Origin of the sequence: Arcobacter sp. LA11, assembly GCF_001895145.1 — a bacterium.
Taxonomy (GTDB): domain Bacteria; phylum Campylobacterota; class Campylobacteria; order Campylobacterales; family Arcobacteraceae; genus Halarcobacter.
This window is the reverse complement of sequence record NZ_BDIR01000018.1, coordinates 1-17,740: the sequence shown is the minus strand read 5'-3', so window position 1 is coordinate 17,740 and position 17,740 is coordinate 1. Positions and strand designations below refer to the sequence as shown.

Here is a 17,740-nt window from a genome sequence, read left to right as displayed (position 1 = left end):
AAAAATTTAAGATAAATATTATTATAATCATGAAAATTAAACTGAAGGATATTAATGGCAACAACAAAATTAAAAGGTAATGTAGTAAATTTAAGTGGAGCAGAATTAAATGTTGGTGCAGTAGCACCAGTAGTAAAAGTAGTGGCTCAAGATTTATCAGAAGTAGAAGTAGGTGGTCAAAAAGGTAAAGCTCAGATTATTGTAGTAGTACCATCTTTAGACACTCCTGTATGTGCTGCTGAAACAAGAAAGTTCAATGAAGAAGCTGCAAAAATTGAAAATGCAGAAGTAACTGTAGTATCTATGGATTTACCATTTGCAATGGGAAGATTTTGTACAACTGAAGGAATTGAAAATTTAACAGTTGCAAGTGATTTCAGAAATAAAGCATTCTCAAAATTTTATGGTGTATTAATTGCTGATGGACCATTAGCAGGTGTAACTTGTAGAGCAGTATTTGTAGTTAATGCTTCAGGTGTTATCACATATAAAGAAATTTGTCCAGAAATTACAGAAGAACCAAATTATGAAGGTGCATTAGCAGCAGCTAAAGATGCAACTTCAACTTCTTGTTGTGGAACTTGTCAATAATCAAGTTTTTGACTAATACATTCTGATATAATTTGCATTATATTTATAAAGGGTTATCTTTTTAGATAGCCCTTTTTTTATTAGGAGATTATATGTTTACGACTGATCAAGAAAACGTACAAACACCAAATGAAAATGGATTTCAAGTTTGGTATAAAAAGTTTTCATCACAACCTCACCAACCTTTTTTTACAAATGGTATTATATTTTTTATTTTATTTATGGGTCTACTTTTAGGTTCTTATACAAATATCTTGACACTTGAAAATACAGTTTTAGATTTTCATGCATATACTATGGTTTTTGTAGTATTTATTCAATTCTTTTTAGGTTTTCTTTTTGTTGTTTTTCCAAGATTTTTAATGCAAGCAGAGATAGAATCAAAAGTTTATATGAAAAACTTTTTGTTTTATTTTATATGTTCTATTGGCATATTCTTTTCTTTTCTTTTTTCTTTAAATATTCATTTTTTATTTATACCAATACTTTTTGTGACACAAATCTTTAGTTTTAGATTACTATATTTAATACATAAAAAAAGTATTATGAAAGATAAAAATGATACAAAATGGGTTCTTATATTTTTTAGTGCAGGTTTAGTAACTCATTATTTATTTATTCTTTCTTTAATAGATTTTTCTTATGCATATCAAATAAAACAAATTGCAATTAATAGTGGTTTCTATTTGTTTATATTTGGAATAATATTTACTATATCTCAAAGAATGATTCCTTTCTTTACATCAATGAAAGTTCAAGGTTATGTAATAAATAAAAGTAAAAACTTAATGGAAATTTTATTTGGCTTACTAGTTCTAAAAGTTATTATTTTAAGTTTTGGAATAGTTGAGTTAAATATAATTGCAGATGTACCTCTTTTTATATTATTTGTTAGAGAATTAATAAAATGGAAATTACCAGTTTTTAATACTATTGCAATTATGTGGGTTTTATTTATCTCTTTATATTGGATTCCTTTTGCATTTTTTATCTCAATTTTAGAATCTTTAAGTGCAATATTTAATACAGGTATAGTTTTTGAAAAAGTAGTTGTCCATACTATTGCGGTTGGATATTTTATAACTGTATTAATTGGATTTGGAACAAGGGTTGTCTTAGGTCATTCAGGACAAACTCCCCATGCGGATAAATTTGCTATTTCTATTTTTATTGCAGTGCAAGTGATTGCTTTTTTAAGAATTTTTGCATCATTAAGCTCAAATATAAATTTAGATTATATCTTCTTTATAAATCTATCTTCTTTTCTACTAATTGCAGGCCTACTTATATGGTCTTCTAGATATTTGATTATTCTTTTAAAAGGGAAATAACCTTTCTACACATATCCTTAACATTAAATCTATAGAATGCATTCAAGATTAGTAAAAGGATATGTGATGAATATAATTAAAAAACCATCTTGGCATATAGATGATAGTGAGATTACTTCAAAAGAATTGTTTGATAAACGTAGAACGTTTCTAAAATTAGGTGCTGCATCAGTGATTGCAGGCTCTTCAATTGTAGAAGCTTTGGCCAAAGAGCAGATTCCTATTGCTAATCTTCAGTATATTAAAGATAAGAATATAAATGATTTAGATTTAAATACTTACGATCAAATCACTTCATATAATAACTTCTATGAATTCACAACAAGTAAAGAAGGTGTAAAACCCCTTGCACATACTCTTAAAACAGAAAATTGGAAAATTGAAATTGATGGTTTAGTTGAAAAACCTATGACTGTAGATTTTGATGATTTAATTAAGAAGTTTGCTTTAGAAGAAAGAATTTATAGATTTAGATGTGTAGAAGGTTGGTCTATGGTTGTACCATGGGTTGGTTTTACTTTAGCAGATTTAATTAAATATGTAAAACCTTTATCTGGTGCAAAATATGTAAGGTTTGAAACTTTATTAGACCCTGCTATGTTCCCTGATCAAAATAGAGGAGTTCTTTCAACTATTTCTTATCCTTATGTTGAAGGTTTACGAATGGATGAAGCAATGAATGATTTAACTTTAATGGCAGTTGGATTATATGGTTCTTCTATGCCAAAACAAAATGGTGCTCCTATTAGACTTGTAGTCCCTTGGAAATACGGATTTAAATCTATTAAATCAATATCAAAAATTTCATTTGTTGATAAAGAACCTTTAAATTCTTGGAAAAAAGAGAACCCTAAAGAATATGGATTTTATGCGAATGTAAATCCAGAAGTTGATCACCCTAGATGGTCACAAGCGCGAGAAAGGGTTTTAGGAAAATTCTTTAAACAAAAAACACAAATGTTTAATGGATATTCAAAAGAAGTAGCTCATATGTATAAAGGAATGGACTTAACTAAGTTCATATAAGGTTTCATTATGAAAAGAGTATTACTATTTATAGTTTTGTTAATTCCTTTAGGATATTTATCTTTTGAATTGTTTATTATTCAAGATGTAAAAGATCCTATAAAATATATTTACACAGTTACAGGAGCAACTGCTACAGTAATACTATTTGCTACTATTTCTTTATCATTGATAAAAAAATGGATAAATTTAATCAAATATAGAAGAATGTTTGGGCTATTTGGGTTTTTTTATGCTCTCCTACATTTTTTGAATTTCTTTATCTTAGATGCAGAATTAGATTTTTCATTTGTAGTAAAAGAGACTTTAGATAAACCATTTATCTATTTAGGAATGATTTCTTTGTTTATTTTAATTTTTATGGCAATCACATCAACAAAAAAACTTTTCAGAAAATATAATAAGTATCATAAGTCTGTTTATATAGCACTTATTTTAATTACGATACATTTTATTATGGCTCAAAAGTCTTTAAGTATACTACAGTTAGGTTATGTAGTTACAATTTTAATAATTGCATATTGTAAATTGTTGCAGCAAATTATTAATAAAAATAGAGCTTAACTATTAAATAATTTATAGATAAGTTAACTAATCATTAACTTTTGATTATGGTTTAGTTAATAGTGGTCTATTATAATTATCATATGGATTAAGAAGTTATGCGAAGCTTCTTAATAAAATTTAAAAAAATGCGAATTTTTAAGTTTTCCAAATTTGTTTCCTTGTGTGTAAAAAAGCTTCTTGAAAAAGAAGCTTTTTTTTTGTCTAAAATTTTTCATATTAATTATTTGTTAACTTTTGATTATGGTTTAGTTAATAGTGGTCTATTATAATTATCATATGGATTAAGAAGTTATGCGAAGCTTCTTAACAAAATTTAAAAAAATGCGAATTTTTAAGTTTTCCAAATTTGTTTCCTTGTGTGTAAGAAAGCTCCTTTTTTAAGGAGCTTTTTTTTTGTCTAATTTTTATAAAATTAATACAAATCAAAAGAATCTTTATGTTAAGATTCGCCAATGAAAAAACTATCAAAGAATATTAATTAATGCCTCTATCCAATTTAAATAAAGAACAATTAAGTGCAGCTACTTGTGATAGGGGATATAACCTTATTATTGCAAGTGCAGGAACAGGAAAAACATCAACTATTGTTGGAAGAATTGCAAATCTAATTAATAATGGAACAAAACCTGAAGAAATACTCCTATTAACTTTTACAAATAAAGCAGCAGCTGAAATGGTAGCACGAGTTGCAAAATTTTTTGGAAAAGATATTGCAAAACAAATTATGGCGGGTACTTTTCATTCTGTTTCATATAAACTTCTTAAACAACTTGAAGTGAATATAACATTAAAACAACCTAATGAATTAAAAACATTATTTAAATCTCTATATGAGAAAAGAGTTTTTTATGATAGAGATGATGAAGCCAATCCATATGATGGTGGATATTTATATGATTTATACTCTTTATTTTTAAATTCAAATAATGGTGAAGGTTTTGGAGAATGGATAAGAGAAAAAAATCCAGCACATGAACTTTATACGGCAATTTATGAAGATGTAGTAATAGAATTTAATGAATTGAAAATTAAATATGGTTATGCAAATTTTGATGATTTATTAACAATTATGCTGGAAAATCAAAAAGAAAAAGAGTTTGACTTTAAAGAAATTTTAGTAGATGAATATCAAGATACAAATCCTTTACAAGGAAGGCTTTTAGATGGGTTTAAACCAAAATCGCTTTTTTGTGTAGGTGATTATGACCAAAGTATTTATGCTTTCAATGGTTCTGATATTGGTATTATTTCTACTTTTTCAACTAGATATAATAGTGCAAATGTTTTTACTTTACGGAAAAACTATCGTTCTACTAGGCCTATATTAGAATTAGCAACAAAAGTAATTGAACATAATGAAAGAGTTTATGAAAAAAATCTTGAAGTAATGAGAACGGATACTACTATAAAACCTAAGCTTTTAGAATTTACAGAGCTTTTCCAGCAATATCATCATATTTCAGATTTAATATCAAAAAGTTCATCTCCTCATAGTGAAATAGCAATTATTTTTAGAAATAATTCAAGTGCTGATGGAATAGAAGCAAATCTACGTGAGTATGGAATTCCTGCTAAGAGAAAAGGTGGAATGTCTTTTTTCGATTCTGTTGAAATAAAGTTTGTATTAGATGTTCTTGTAATGCAACTTTCACACAATGATATGATGGCATTTATACATGTTTTAGAACATGGAAAAGGAATAGGGAAAGCAATTGCAAAAGATATTTTTGATGCATTAATAAAGCTTGGTTCAGGAGATATGTTCAAAGGACTTTTCCATCCAGATGCAAATATAAATAATCCATATGAATCTAATAAAGTCAAAAATATACAGCTTGGTCTTTTTGATGATTTTCTAGAATTAGGTTCAATATCTAAATTTAAAGATTGCAATTTTGAAGAAGCATTTTTATCAAATCCTATTTTAAAACATCCAAAACTTAGTGTTGATGGTGCAAAATATATTTATGATTTTTATTTATTAATTAAACATTTAAGACGTACGAAAAATCCTGATTCTTTAGTTACAAGTATTACTTCTTCTATGATGTATTCTAAGATAAAAGAATCATTAGCAATTAAAAGAGCAACACAAAAAGATGGAACAATAAATGCCATCCAAAAAGCAAAAGCGTTAGCTAAGATTAATAGAAAAGTGATGCTTTTGAAAAATTTATCTAGAAATTTTCATGATCTCTCAAAGTTTGTTAACTCTATGATTTTAGGTGGAAGTGAAATGAGTGAAGGCGATGGCGTAAATCTTCTTTCTGTTCATGCAAGTAAAGGTTTAGAGTTCAAAGAAGTATATGTAATAGACCTTATGGATGGACGTTTCCCTAATAGAAAATTAATGAGCAAAGGTGGAAGTCTAGAAGAAGAAAGACGACTTTTCTATGTAGCAGTTACAAGAGCTAAAGATATACTTTATTTAAGCTATGCAAAATATGATAAAGTAAAAAGGATGGATTTTATCCATTCTCCTTTCTTAAAAGAAGCAGGTTTAGTTGCAAAAACTTCAGAAGAGAATTAATTCTCTTTTGAAATATTCAAAATACTATGTAATCTAGTATCATTTGTTTGAATATAAAAAAACTTTGAGTACCAATTATCAAATATAGATAATAAAAACATTGGCAGTAAAAAAAGTATAGCTATTTCTTCTATTAATGAATGTCCTATCATTGAAGCTATTACAATAATTAAAAATATATTTGGATAAGCCATAGAAATATAAGTATCTAACGAATTTATATGACTACTAAGGGAAAATATAGCTGCAATAACTCTTAGCCCAACTGCAATTGCAGTTGCTATTAATATTTTTACAAATGAAATAGGTCCAAGACTCATCGAAACTAAAATTATAAAAATAGAAATAAGTAGTATTGATAAAAATGCATATCTTTCTCCAATTTTAGCAGTTCTGATTGGTTTTAATTTTCTTGCTTGCAAAATAAAGAGGTATGGAATTAGTAATGAAAGACCAGTTACAAAAAAACATATATAAAAAACAAAAAATGGATTGTTATTAAAAAATAATGACATCGCTAGTGTAAATGGTATGAGACTTACTATTGATGCTAATATTGTAAATGAAAGTGTTGGCATAATAAATCCACCAACAGATCTACTTATAGTAAGAGCAATTATTGCTGTAGGTGCTGATAAGAACAGAATTGTTGTAGCAATAACCTCATTTAATTTAATTGTAGAAAAATAGATAGTTAATATGAAAATAGAAGGAAGAATTAAATACCGTATAAACACTAAGAACAAGGTATTTTTATCGTAAATATATTCTATAGAATTTTCTATATTAATTCTAGCCATAGTTATTGCTGTAGCTACCATTAAAATAGATAATAAAATTATTGGATCAGTTTCAATTTTTATTTGGAAATAACCCATAATCAATCCTATAAATAAACTAATTGTAAAAACCCAATGATGATGGATTACTAACCAATCTTTAAATATATTAGCTTTTTCATTTTCATGTTTTGTATATTGTAATAATTTATCCGCTTCAAGAACTTCAGCATTTGGAAGTCTTAAATCAAATTTTTTTTCAATTGGTTTTTCAAGTATTAAGTTACAAAAAAGTTCAATTACGTATTTATGTGAAATTACAATGACCTTGTCTCCTGCTTCTAAAGCAGGAACAATTTCTTTATAGAAGAAATCTATTACACGACCAGAGAATTCTTGATAGGTTTCTCCTCTTTTCATTTTTTGACTATCTAAGTTTACTGCTTTTTCATATTCTTTTATTCCATGTATTTTTTGTAAAATAGACTTGTTCTCTAATGTGAAATCTCCAAAGTCTCTTTCTTTTAACCTACTATCAACATAAAAGTTTTTTTTACTAATAGAATGGTTATTTAATACTATATTTGCAGTTTCAAATGCTCTTTGAAGTGGGGATACATATATCTTGTCAAATACTAAGTCTTTACATTTCTTTGAACCTTCAAGTGCTTGTCTTTTACCAAGATAAGTCAATGGAACATCGATTTTACCAGCAAGGCGGTTGAATGTATTACATGTTGATTCTCCATGTCTAATCATATAAAGATTGCTTAAAAGATTTTTATTTATTTTTTTCATATATTTTATTATTTTCCATTTTTATAATTGGAATGATTATATCTGATTGAAGACTTAATTTCAAGTGAAATTTGTACTTTTTTTATACAAAAAAAATAAAAACTGTGACGCTAACTGTGACACTAGTATGTTATTGTTTTTATATAAAAAAAGTACAAAAGGTATAAAATGAACTCAAATTCTATTTCAAAAGTAAGTAATATAATTTCAGAAGATGTTAATTCTAGTTTCACAAAAGACGAGGATAGTTTAAGTGAGGTAGATTATGCAATTGATGAAATAGAAAGAATCTTAAGTCAAGAGAGAATCAGACAAAGTCAAACAGAAGAACAAATTAAATATGAAAAAGAAAAAAAGAAAAGTTTACACAATCAAATTGATTTTATTACGAAAAGAGATAGAAGTAATTTAATAAAATCTTTTCTTTTAAAACAAATAGAACCTGATAACGAAATTTTTCATTTAGAAGAATACTTAGAAAATATTAATGACAATATTAAAAAGCTAGTAGGATTCTTAGATGTTTTGTTAGCAAAAAAAAGTATAATTGAATTAGAAGTTAATAGCTATTCAAAAGTGTCTTTTTTTAATCTCAATCATTATAAGTTTTAGTTTTCTAAGCTATTTCTTTAATCATTATCTTATATAAAACAACATTTAGATATAATCGCGGATATTTAACAAAACACACGATGATAATCAACATATAGGAATTTAAATGAGTGAGAAATACGAACCATCAAAAGTAGAAGATAACTATTATAAAATCTGTGAAGATAGAGGTTATTTTGAAATTGATGGAAACAAATCTATTCAAGAAGAGGGTAAGAACTTTTCAATTATGATGCCACCACCTAATGTAACAGGTAGCTTACATATAGGTCATGCACTTACATTTACATTACAAGATATTATTACTAGATACAAAAGAATGGACGGGTTTAAAACTCTTTGGCAACCTGGAACTGACCATGCTGGTATTGCAACTCAAAATGTTGTTGAAAAACAACTTTTAGCTGAAGGTACTACAAAAGAAGAAATTGGAAGAGAAAAATTTCTAGAAAGAGCATGGTTACAAAAAGAGACTTCAGGTGGGAATATTGTTCATCAAATGAGAAAACTAGGAGTTACTCCCGCTTGGAAAAGAGAAAGATTTACAATGGATTCTGGTCTTAAAGAGGCTGTAAAAGAAGCATTTATATCTTTATATAATGATGGTCATATTACTCAGAATAATTATATGGTTAACTGGTGTACACATGATGGTGCATTATCTGATATTGAAGTTGAACATGAAGAGATTAATGGTAAATTTTATCATATGATTTATAAGTTTGCTGATGGTTCAGGAGAATTACAAGTAGCTACTACAAGACCTGAAACATACTTTGGGGATACAGCTATTATGGTTCATCCTGATGATTCTAGATACACAGATATTATTGGAAAAGAAGTATTATTACCATTAACAGATAGAACTATTAAGGTTATTACTGATTCTCATGTTGATATGGAGTTTGGAACAGGTATTGTAAAGGTTACTCCTGCACATGACCAAAATGACTACGAAGTGGGTAAAAGACACGATTTAGAATTTATCAAAGTGTTTGATGAAAAAGGTATTTTAAATGAATACTGTGGAGAGTTTGCAGGGCTTGAAAGACTTGAAGCTAGACCAGTTATTGTAAAAGCTTTAGAAAATGCAGGATATATTGTTAAAATCGAAGACCATATTCACCAAGTAGGGCATTGTTATAGATGTAAAAATATTGTTGAACCGTTTATTTCTCAGCAATGGTTCTTATCTGAAAAAATAGCAAAATCTTCTATTGATAAAACAAAAGCACATAATAATTTCCATCCACAACATTGGATTAATTCATATACTGCATGGATGGATGAATTAAGACCATGGTGTATTTCTAGACAATTATGGTGGGGACATAGAATTCCAGTATTCACGTGTAATGATTGTAATCATCAATGGGCTGATAAAGCTGATGAACCAGAAGCTTGTCCTAAATGTTCTTCTAAAAATATAATTCAAGATCCAGATGTTCTTGATACTTGGTTTTCATCTGCACTATGGGCAATGTCACCATTAGGTTGGGGAAATAATGGTCAACTTCAAGAGTTATATGATGAAGTTCAAGATATGAAAGACTTTTATCCAAATTCACTTTTAATTACTGGGTTTGACATTATGTTCTTCTGGGTTGCTAGAATGATGATGATGGGTGATCATTTCCAAGGAGAACTACCTTTTAAAGACATTTATATGCATGCACTAGTACGTGATGAACATGGTGCTAAAATGTCTAAATCAAAAGGTAATGTAATTGACCCTCTTGATATGGTTGAAGAGCATTCAGCTGATATTATCAGATTTACATTGGCTTATTTAGCGGTTCAAGGAAGAGATATTAAACTTGGTGCTAAAAACTTAGAGCAGTTTAGAAACTTTACAAATAAATTATATAATGCCTCTAATTTCTTAACATTAAATGTTGATACATTTGCTGATTTAAAAGATATAGAAATTAAAACTCCACTTGGAAAGTATATGCAATCTAGACTTTCTCACGCTGTTGAGGATGTAAGAAGTACTCTTGAAGCTTTTAAGTTTAATGAGTCTGCATCAATTTTATATAAATTTGTATGGACAGAGTTTTGTGATTGGGGTATTGAGTACTCTAAAGCTTCAAAAGAATCAATCTCTGAATTAGGTGCAATTTTCAAAGAGACATTAAAAATGGTTTCTCCTTTTATGCCATTTATTTCTGATTATTTATATCACAAATTATCAGGTTCTTCAATAGAAGATGGTGCTGATTCCTTAATGGTTTGCAACTTCCCTAAAGAAATAGCTAAAGATGAAGATATTGAAGCGATGTTTGAAATCATTGAAGAAGCAATTACAGCACTTAGACGTGCTAAAGTAGTCATTGATATGGGTAACTCTAAAATTGCCAAAGCATATATTAAATTAGATAAACAGATTGATACAACTGTTGCTAAACCATTTATTGAAAAACTTGCAAAAGTTACAGATATAGAATTTGTAAAATCAAAAGTTGAAAACTCAATTACAGATGTATCTGATAACCTAGAAGTTTATTTACCAACAAGTGAAATTGATATGAGTCCAATTATTGATAAATTAACTAAACAAAAAGAGAAAACAGAAAAAGAAGTAAATAAATTAAATGGGATGCTTTCAAATGAAAGATTCGTAGCAAATGCTCCTGAATCTGTGGTTCTTGAGAATAAAAAAGCTTTAGAAGAAGCTAGAAATAAATTAGAAAAAATTGAAAACGAATTAAAAGCTATTTCATAATAGCTTTTAGTTTAAATAATTACATCAAGGCAAACTAAAAAATGAATAGTATAAAGGTTTTATCATTATGTATTTTAGTATTGTTTTTTAGTGGATGCATGCCAAAACAAGAAGATGTGAAAGATGCTTTTCAAAGTAACTCTGCAAATATTATAAAAAAAGATTATAAAAAAATACAAAAACATCTTTTATCTTTTAAAGAAAAGCTAGATAAGCGAAATCCTCAATCTTATAGTAAAAATTTATCACCACGAATATATAGATTAATTAATGACTTAGAAAAAGATTTTTTATTGAAATATAAAAAGAGCACTTTATCAAATTATAAAGATTATTTACAAATTGCATTTAGCAAAGATAATATAGTGTCAAGAAATGATTATTTAATTTTAGGACTTTATTATTTAATATATGATTCTTATGAACTAGATAAAGGTCATAGAGTTATAGCTCTAGAATATGATAAAGAAAAATTAGGTAAGCTACATAAGAATTTACAAATTTTAAAATGGAAATTAAAAGTTGATAAAGATGTTTTTGGAAACTATTTATTTTTAACATGGCAGAATAATTGGCAGATAGAGTTGGCTAAAAAGAGCAAAGACAATGAACAAATATCATATGAAAAAATAGCTGAATTAAAATTTATTAAAGAAAATAAAGAGAGTGTTTTTGATCATTCAAACTTTTCATTTGAAATTTTGTTAACACAAATGATTGATAATGTAGAAAACTCTTTAACAGCTCTTGGAGAAGAGCCTAAAGAGTTAACTGTAAAAGCGATGTTCCTATTTCTTTAGGTGTTTCCTTTTAATTTATGCGAAATTGAATATAGTACTGGTAAATAGATAAGGTTAAGTACCGTTCCCCATAAAAGTCCAAACCCAAGTCCTATCGCAATTGGTTGAAAAATAACAGCTTGTCCTGTTGGGAAGAAAATTAAAGAACTCATACCTATTAAAGTTGTAATTGTTGTTAGTATAATTGGTCTAAATCTTTTTGTAGCTTGATTAAAAACATCATTTAAACTTTTTGCTTTTTTAAGATATGTCATCATAATAATACCATCATTTATAACAACTCCAGCAAGTCCTAAAGCTCCAATCATTGAAGGCATTGATAAATTTAATCCCATTATTTTATGACCAATTAATACTCCTAATAATGAAAATGGAATAACACTCATTAAAATAAAAGTTTCTCTAAAAGAGTTAAATAAATACAACATAGCTAACATGATAAGAATAATTGCAAGAGCAGAAGCTAATATAAGATCATTTTTAAGAGACTTGTTTTTTTCTGCTTCTCCTTTGAACACAAGTTTAATTCCATCTTGTTTAATTCTTTCTAGCGATGGGTTTAGCTTTTCTAGTACTTCAGTTGCTGTTATAATATCTGGATCTACATTTGCAAAGACGTAAAAGTTTTTCTCTGCATTATCTTTTAAAAGTTGTTCAAAACCTTTTATAGTTTTAAAATCAGCTATTTGATTTAAGGCAATAAATGTTCCATCTATTAATGGAATTTCTAAGTTCTTAAAACTTTCAAAATCATCTTTATTTATACTTTCTATCTTTATATCTAACATATCAGTTGCATCAAAAGTAACACCTTTCTTTTTTGAAAGATACATATTTGAAAGGTATGAACCTATAAATGCTTCATCTATTCCTAGTTGTTCTCCATACGAATTTATTTTTAATTTTATTTCATCAATTCCAAATTTTAGTGAGTTTGATGCAGATTTAATACCTTTTATTTCATTTAGTTCTTTTTGAAGGGATTGTATTGCCGAGATAACTTTTTCATTATCATTTGAAACAAGACCAATTTTTATATCTGCTTTTACTGGACCAACTTTTCTTTCTAATACAGAAATTTCATCTAAATTGTATTTTTCTTTATAGTTTCTTTCTTTAATAAATTTGTTAAGTTTTTTTGCAATTACTTTTGATTTCTCAGTTCTCGTTCTTCCTTCTTTATCATAATAAAAACTAAGATAAGGCGTTACATACCTATCTAAAAAGTTTGCAGCTTTTAATTTCTGTAGTTCAACTGTCATATACATAACATAAGGGAATCTTTCAGTATTATTACCGGTATCCTTTCTATATCCAGCAACAGAATCTATACTTCTTATAAAAAATTTATCTTTATTTTTTATCATATCTGCTTCAATTGCTTGAACAATTTTAAATGCGTCTTCAAGTTTTGTATTTTTATCTGCTTTCATAGAAATTTTTACATCTGTTGCATCAAATTTTGGAAATAGTTGAAATTTTGAAGTTTTAATTGCTGTATATGTTGCTATTGGAACAAGAATTACAAATATTATTAAAAATGTTTTTTTCCAATTCATAAAGAAATGAATAATAGAACTATAAATTCTATTTGCTCTTTCCCATGAAGTTACTTTTGCTTTATTTTTTAAAGTATGGGCTGCGTGTATAGGTAGAAATACAAATGATTCAATTAAAGATGCAACTACAAGTGCACTTAAGGCAATAGGTATTAATTTCATAACTTCACCCATTGTTCCACTTATCATCAATACAGGAAGGAAAGAAAATAGTGTTGTAATAGATGCTACAGTAACTGGTTTAACCATCTCTTTAGCACCCAATACAGCAGCTTCTTTTGGAGGGTAACCCTCTTCAATATATTGTTGAATATTTTCACTTACTACAATAGCATCATCAACAACAATACCAATTGCAATCAATACTCCAACAAGAGATATCATATTTATTGTATAACCAGATAAGTACATATAAATTGCTGCAATTACAAAAGATGTAGGAATACCAATTGCAATAATGATTGACATCCTAAAGTTTATTAAAATCATTACTAGTATAGTGATTAAAATAATTCCAAGTAAAATATTTGATACAACGATATTTAATCTATCTAAGATTCTTTCACTGTTGTCATCAGCAATAGTAATTGTGATATCTTTATTTGTTTTGTTTATCTCTGGTAAAATTTCATTTATTTGTTGTGCAACTTTTATTGCATCAGCGGTATCACTTTGTTCTATTGCTAAAGATAGTGCATTTTCCCCATTAAATGAATAAAGAGTAGAGGAGTCTTCATATCTCTTTGATACATATGCAATATCTTTTAGATATACATTTTGATTGTTTATTCTAATAAGGGTATTTGCAAAAGCTTGGGATGTTTTTGCTCCATTATAAGTTGATATATAATAGTGTTTACTATTACCTTCAATTTTCCCAACTGGGAAAATATATGATAATGTGGATATTGCATTAAAAATGTCATTTTTGTTTAAATCTAGGGCTTCAATTTTTTTATCATTTAATAAAATTTCAAAATATTTATCTGAGTCTCCAAATATCGTGATGTCATTTATTCCATTTATTGATAGAAGTTTACTTTTTAATTTGTCTGCAAAGGGTTTTAGTTCATCTGTAGTATATTTTTTGGATGTTAAAGATACATCAATTAAAGACCTTGAACGTTCAAGTGCATTAACTGTTGGTTCATCCATATCCGAGGGTAAATTTGATTTTACAAGTGTAATAGCATCTTTTATTTTATTTGCTTCGTTATATTTATCTTTACCTTTTTTTAATTCTAAGACAATAGTAAAACTACCTGGACTTATAATTGTAGATATTGTATCTACACTATCAATATTTTTAATATTATCTTCAATCTCATTAACAGCCATCTTGTCAAGTATATCAACACTTGCACCACTGTATGAGCCTTTAATTGAAATCATGTCAAGTTCAAAACTAGGAAATATTTCTTTTGCGGTATTAATATAAGACCAAATTCCAATCGCAAAAACTAACACAAATAAAGTATAATTCATTCTTGAGTTAGTTACAAAAAATCTTAAAAATTTTTCAAACATTCTTATCCTTATAAGTAAAAAAAGAATTATAATATAGGATTATTAACCTTGTATTAATATAGAAGTTAATGAAGCTGTAGATTATCTACTAGCTCCATATAATTTGAATTTTTTAATTACTTCATAATCTTCATTGTCTTTTACATTTTCTGCAATTACTTTTATATTTAAAAGATGAGCTAAATCATTAATAGATTCAATGAACTCTTTTTTAGCTTTATCTTGACATACACTACAAGTATAATCCCTCGCTAGTCTTATATAATCAAGATTGAAGTCTCTTAGATTTTCTGTTGGTATAAATTTTGTTTCAAATCTTTTTATAATAGTTTTTGAACCACAACTTTGTATATAATCACAAAAGTTTTTAAATATAGTAATATCTTTTGCTGCTGAGTATGCAGTAATTGAAAAGACTAATTGTTGAGCGATTTTTTTATTTTTAGAAATCTCTTTTTGTAACCAAAGTATAAATTCATTATTTGAAATTGAGTCTAAAGATAAATTAATACAAATATCATGTTTGATATTATTAATTGTAATATGGCTAATAACTTTTGAAATAACAGCTTTATCAAACTCAATTACTTTTTCGTATTTTTCTGCAATAGATACAAATGTTCCTATTGGAATATTATTATTATCTTTATCTTTTGCAGTAGTAAAGGCTTCTTGCATTACAAGTTTTTTTTCTTCATTTTCTAAAGAATAAGCATCATTAATATAATCTACATCAAAATTTGATTGATCTATAATTTCAAATACTAAATCTCTCCATACATCCATATTTCTTGATGAATCGCTAGAATTTCTTATTACATATTCATTTGGACCAATTAATTTAGCTTTTTCATAAGCTTCATTTGCTGCTTGGAGCATTTCAGGGATACTTCCTAATTGATTAAATGGTGTAGCTCCTATGTGCGCTACTTCTTTAAGACTATAATTAAGAGCTAATTCTTCAAATTTTGTTTTTAATCTTAAACAAATATCTTTAGCACATTCATAATCACATTTTTTAGCAATCAAAACAAACTCTGAACCAAAAAATCTATATGCTTTTGATTCTAAATATGCTTTTGTTTCTAACTTTTTATCCGTTGAAACATCTTTTAATACATTTGAAAAACTCAGTATATAATCGTTTATCTCAGTATTTGTATGTTTTTTTGCATAAGCTGCTAAATTATCAATTTTTATACTAAATATATAACCTTTATTTTTATGTAAGAACATGTCTTTCATATCTGTTTCTAAGGTAGGTTTTAAACTAAGTCCTGTTAGTTCATCTTGTGATAATTTTTTTGATAAAGTTTCTAAATTATTATTTAGCTTATTTATAATTGCCTCGATTTTTCTTGACATATCATTCATAGCTATTGCAACATTTTTTATTTCAGTTGTCCATGGCAATTCTTCTATAACTCCAAATTTCCCTTTTGCAATATCTTTTGCAAGTTTTTCAATTTTTTTGAGAGGTCTTAATAGATATTGAACAAATATCAATAGAATTATCATTGAAATAATAAAGGCTATAACTGCATAAATTATAGAACCTCTAGCTTGTTCATATAATTTTGCATAAGCTTCTCCAGGATTTGGGCTTATATAAATGATTGCTGTTGTATTCCAACCATTTGATATTTCACTATATTTTTCATCAAGACTAATAGGAATTAAATCAATAAACCATTTTGGTACGTACTCAAACTTTACGTCTCTTTGTTCTTGTACTAATACTTTGTTAATTGTTAAGTTTGCAAATGTATCGATATGATTTTTATCATTATTTGCAGTAAAATTAAAAGTTATATTACCGCCTTTTTCATACATTTCACTTGGAATATATCTATATAATATCTCTTCTTCTTCCTCTTCAAATCCTAAGTCTTCTTCATTTTCTAATTTTAAAAGTTGTTCATTCATATTTGCATCTGATTGAACTTTCTCAACATGTCCATATTTAGGTTCAACAGAAATCTGGCTAATAGTCCAATTTGAATCATCAAGTTCAGTACTTGCGCCAATTAGTTCTTTTTTTGTAATTGTAAAATCTGCATCTTCAAGTCTAACTTCTTTATAAAAGCCGCTATTTGAGATGGCACGTATGATTGACTCAATTTCAGGGTCTTCTTTATCTTTTATAAGAGGTTTTAGACTTAAGCCTAATGAAGTTGCCGTATCTTGAGCTTTTGTAGCTGATTCTATTTCTAAATATTCTTTAGTATTCTTTACACTTATTATAAAGTTTCCACTAAAGATTATAAAAAATATAATTGCAATGATTAAATACAGTTGTTTTGATAAAGACATATTATTCCCCTTTTAAATTCTATTCATTAAAGATTTCCAGTTTCGTAAGTTATTTTTACCTACTCTTAAAGATGTTTTACCTTTATTTTTAGCTTGCCATAACCCACTAGCATTAAAACTATATACTGGTCTTAAATCTTTTCTTTTACTTGCTAACTTTAGTTTTTTATTAATGTTATCTAATACAATTGGTGTTGCACCTGGTTTATGATAATAAGTTAATACCATATGTGCTTCTTCATATTTTGTTCTTTTTCTTAAAAATTTTACATATGTAATTCTAAGCTTTTTTTCTGGAATTCCTAATTTTCTTAAACTAAAGTATTTTGCAATTGCATAATCTTCACAATCACCAGCTCCTGTACCCAAAAATTCAAAAGGTGCAGCCCAATAATCTTTTTTACCCCAATGGGCTTTATCTCTTCGATATTTTATCTTATTCCAAAAATCATTTACTGCTTTTAGTTTATGAAGAGTATCTTTTCCTTTTGCATTTTGCATAACTTTATCCCATATGATAGCTCTTTTTTTAGCTTTTTCACCATATTTAGAATTTATAGAATTTAGTTTCTTTTGAGAGAG

The 17,740-nt window shown here is 27.2% G+C and carries 12 protein-coding genes; 8 read left to right on the top strand and 4 right to left on the bottom strand.

All coding sequences use genetic code 11. The annotated features are described in order from the left end of the window. The first annotated feature begins 54 nt into the window (after positions 1 to 54). From prx-suh to BT997_RS13990, 5 genes are all read left to right on the top strand, one after another. Positions 55 to 591, top strand: a complete 537-nt coding sequence (gene prx-suh / locus BT997_RS14010; protein ID WP_072682563.1) for a thiol peroxidase Prx-SUH — start codon at positions 55 to 57, stop codon at positions 589 to 591. Between the two features lie 92 nt (positions 592 to 683). Then, complete coding sequence (locus BT997_RS14005; protein WP_072682562.1) at positions 684 to 1,922, top strand: NnrS family protein; 1,239 nt, start codon at positions 684 to 686, stop codon at positions 1,920 to 1,922. A gap of 66 nt (positions 1,923 to 1,988) precedes the next feature. After that, on the top strand, positions 1,989 to 2,948 hold the full coding sequence (gene msrP / locus BT997_RS14000; protein WP_072682561.1) for a protein-methionine-sulfoxide reductase catalytic subunit MsrP: 960 nt from the start codon (positions 1,989 to 1,991) through the stop codon (positions 2,946 to 2,948). A gap of 9 nt (positions 2,949 to 2,957) precedes the next feature. Further along, positions 2,958 to 3,512 (top strand): sulfite oxidase heme-binding subunit YedZ, encoded by a 555-nt coding sequence (locus BT997_RS13995; RefSeq protein WP_072682560.1) that lies wholly within the window; start codon positions 2,958 to 2,960, stop codon positions 3,510 to 3,512. 484 nt (positions 3,513 to 3,996) lie between these two features. After that, positions 3,997 to 6,045, top strand: a complete 2,049-nt coding sequence (locus tag BT997_RS13990; RefSeq protein WP_072682559.1) for an ATP-dependent helicase — start codon at positions 3,997 to 3,999, stop codon at positions 6,043 to 6,045. On the opposite strand, the gene BT997_RS13985 is transcribed toward BT997_RS13990, so the two are convergent. Beyond that, on the bottom strand, positions 6,042 to 7,583 hold the full coding sequence (locus BT997_RS13985; protein WP_174247252.1) for a histidine phosphatase family protein: 1,542 nt from the start codon (positions 7,581 to 7,583) through the stop codon (positions 6,042 to 6,044). The two genes, BT997_RS13990 and BT997_RS13985, sit on opposite strands and share 4 nt — an antisense overlap. A gap of 207 nt (positions 7,584 to 7,790) precedes the next feature. Between BT997_RS13985 and BT997_RS13980 the strand changes: the two genes are divergently transcribed. From BT997_RS13980 to BT997_RS13970, 3 genes are all read left to right on the top strand, one after another. Continuing rightward, positions 7,791 to 8,234, top strand: a complete 444-nt coding sequence (locus BT997_RS13980) for a hypothetical protein (protein WP_072682557.1) — start codon at positions 7,791 to 7,793, stop codon at positions 8,232 to 8,234. A gap of 106 nt (positions 8,235 to 8,340) precedes the next feature. Then, positions 8,341 to 10,959 carry a valine--tRNA ligase gene (locus BT997_RS13975; RefSeq protein WP_072682556.1) on the top strand — a complete coding sequence of 873 codons (2,619 nt, stop codon included), beginning with the start codon at positions 8,341 to 8,343 and terminating at the stop codon, positions 10,957 to 10,959. A 41-nt stretch (positions 10,960 to 11,000) separates the two neighbouring features. Then, complete coding sequence (locus BT997_RS13970) at positions 11,001 to 11,759, top strand: hypothetical protein (protein ID WP_072682555.1); 759 nt, start codon at positions 11,001 to 11,003, stop codon at positions 11,757 to 11,759. On the opposite strand, the gene BT997_RS13965 is transcribed toward BT997_RS13970, so the two are convergent. The 3 genes from BT997_RS13965 to BT997_RS13955 form a co-directional block, all read right to left on the bottom strand. Beyond that, positions 11,756 to 14,845, bottom strand: coding sequence for an efflux RND transporter permease subunit (locus BT997_RS13965; RefSeq protein WP_072682554.1), 3,090 nt, complete (start codon positions 14,843 to 14,845; stop codon positions 11,756 to 11,758). The two genes, BT997_RS13970 and BT997_RS13965, sit on opposite strands and share 4 nt — an antisense overlap. Before the next feature lie 81 nt (positions 14,846 to 14,926). After that, positions 14,927 to 17,158 carry a LapD/MoxY N-terminal periplasmic domain-containing protein gene (locus BT997_RS13960; protein ID WP_072682553.1) on the bottom strand — a complete coding sequence of 744 codons (2,232 nt, stop codon included), beginning with the start codon at positions 17,156 to 17,158 and terminating at the stop codon, positions 14,927 to 14,929. 12 nt (positions 17,159 to 17,170) lie between these two features. Beyond that, the coding region (locus BT997_RS13955; RefSeq protein ID WP_072682552.1) for a transglutaminase-like cysteine peptidase at positions 17,171 to 17,740 on the bottom strand (570 nt) is incomplete at its 5' end.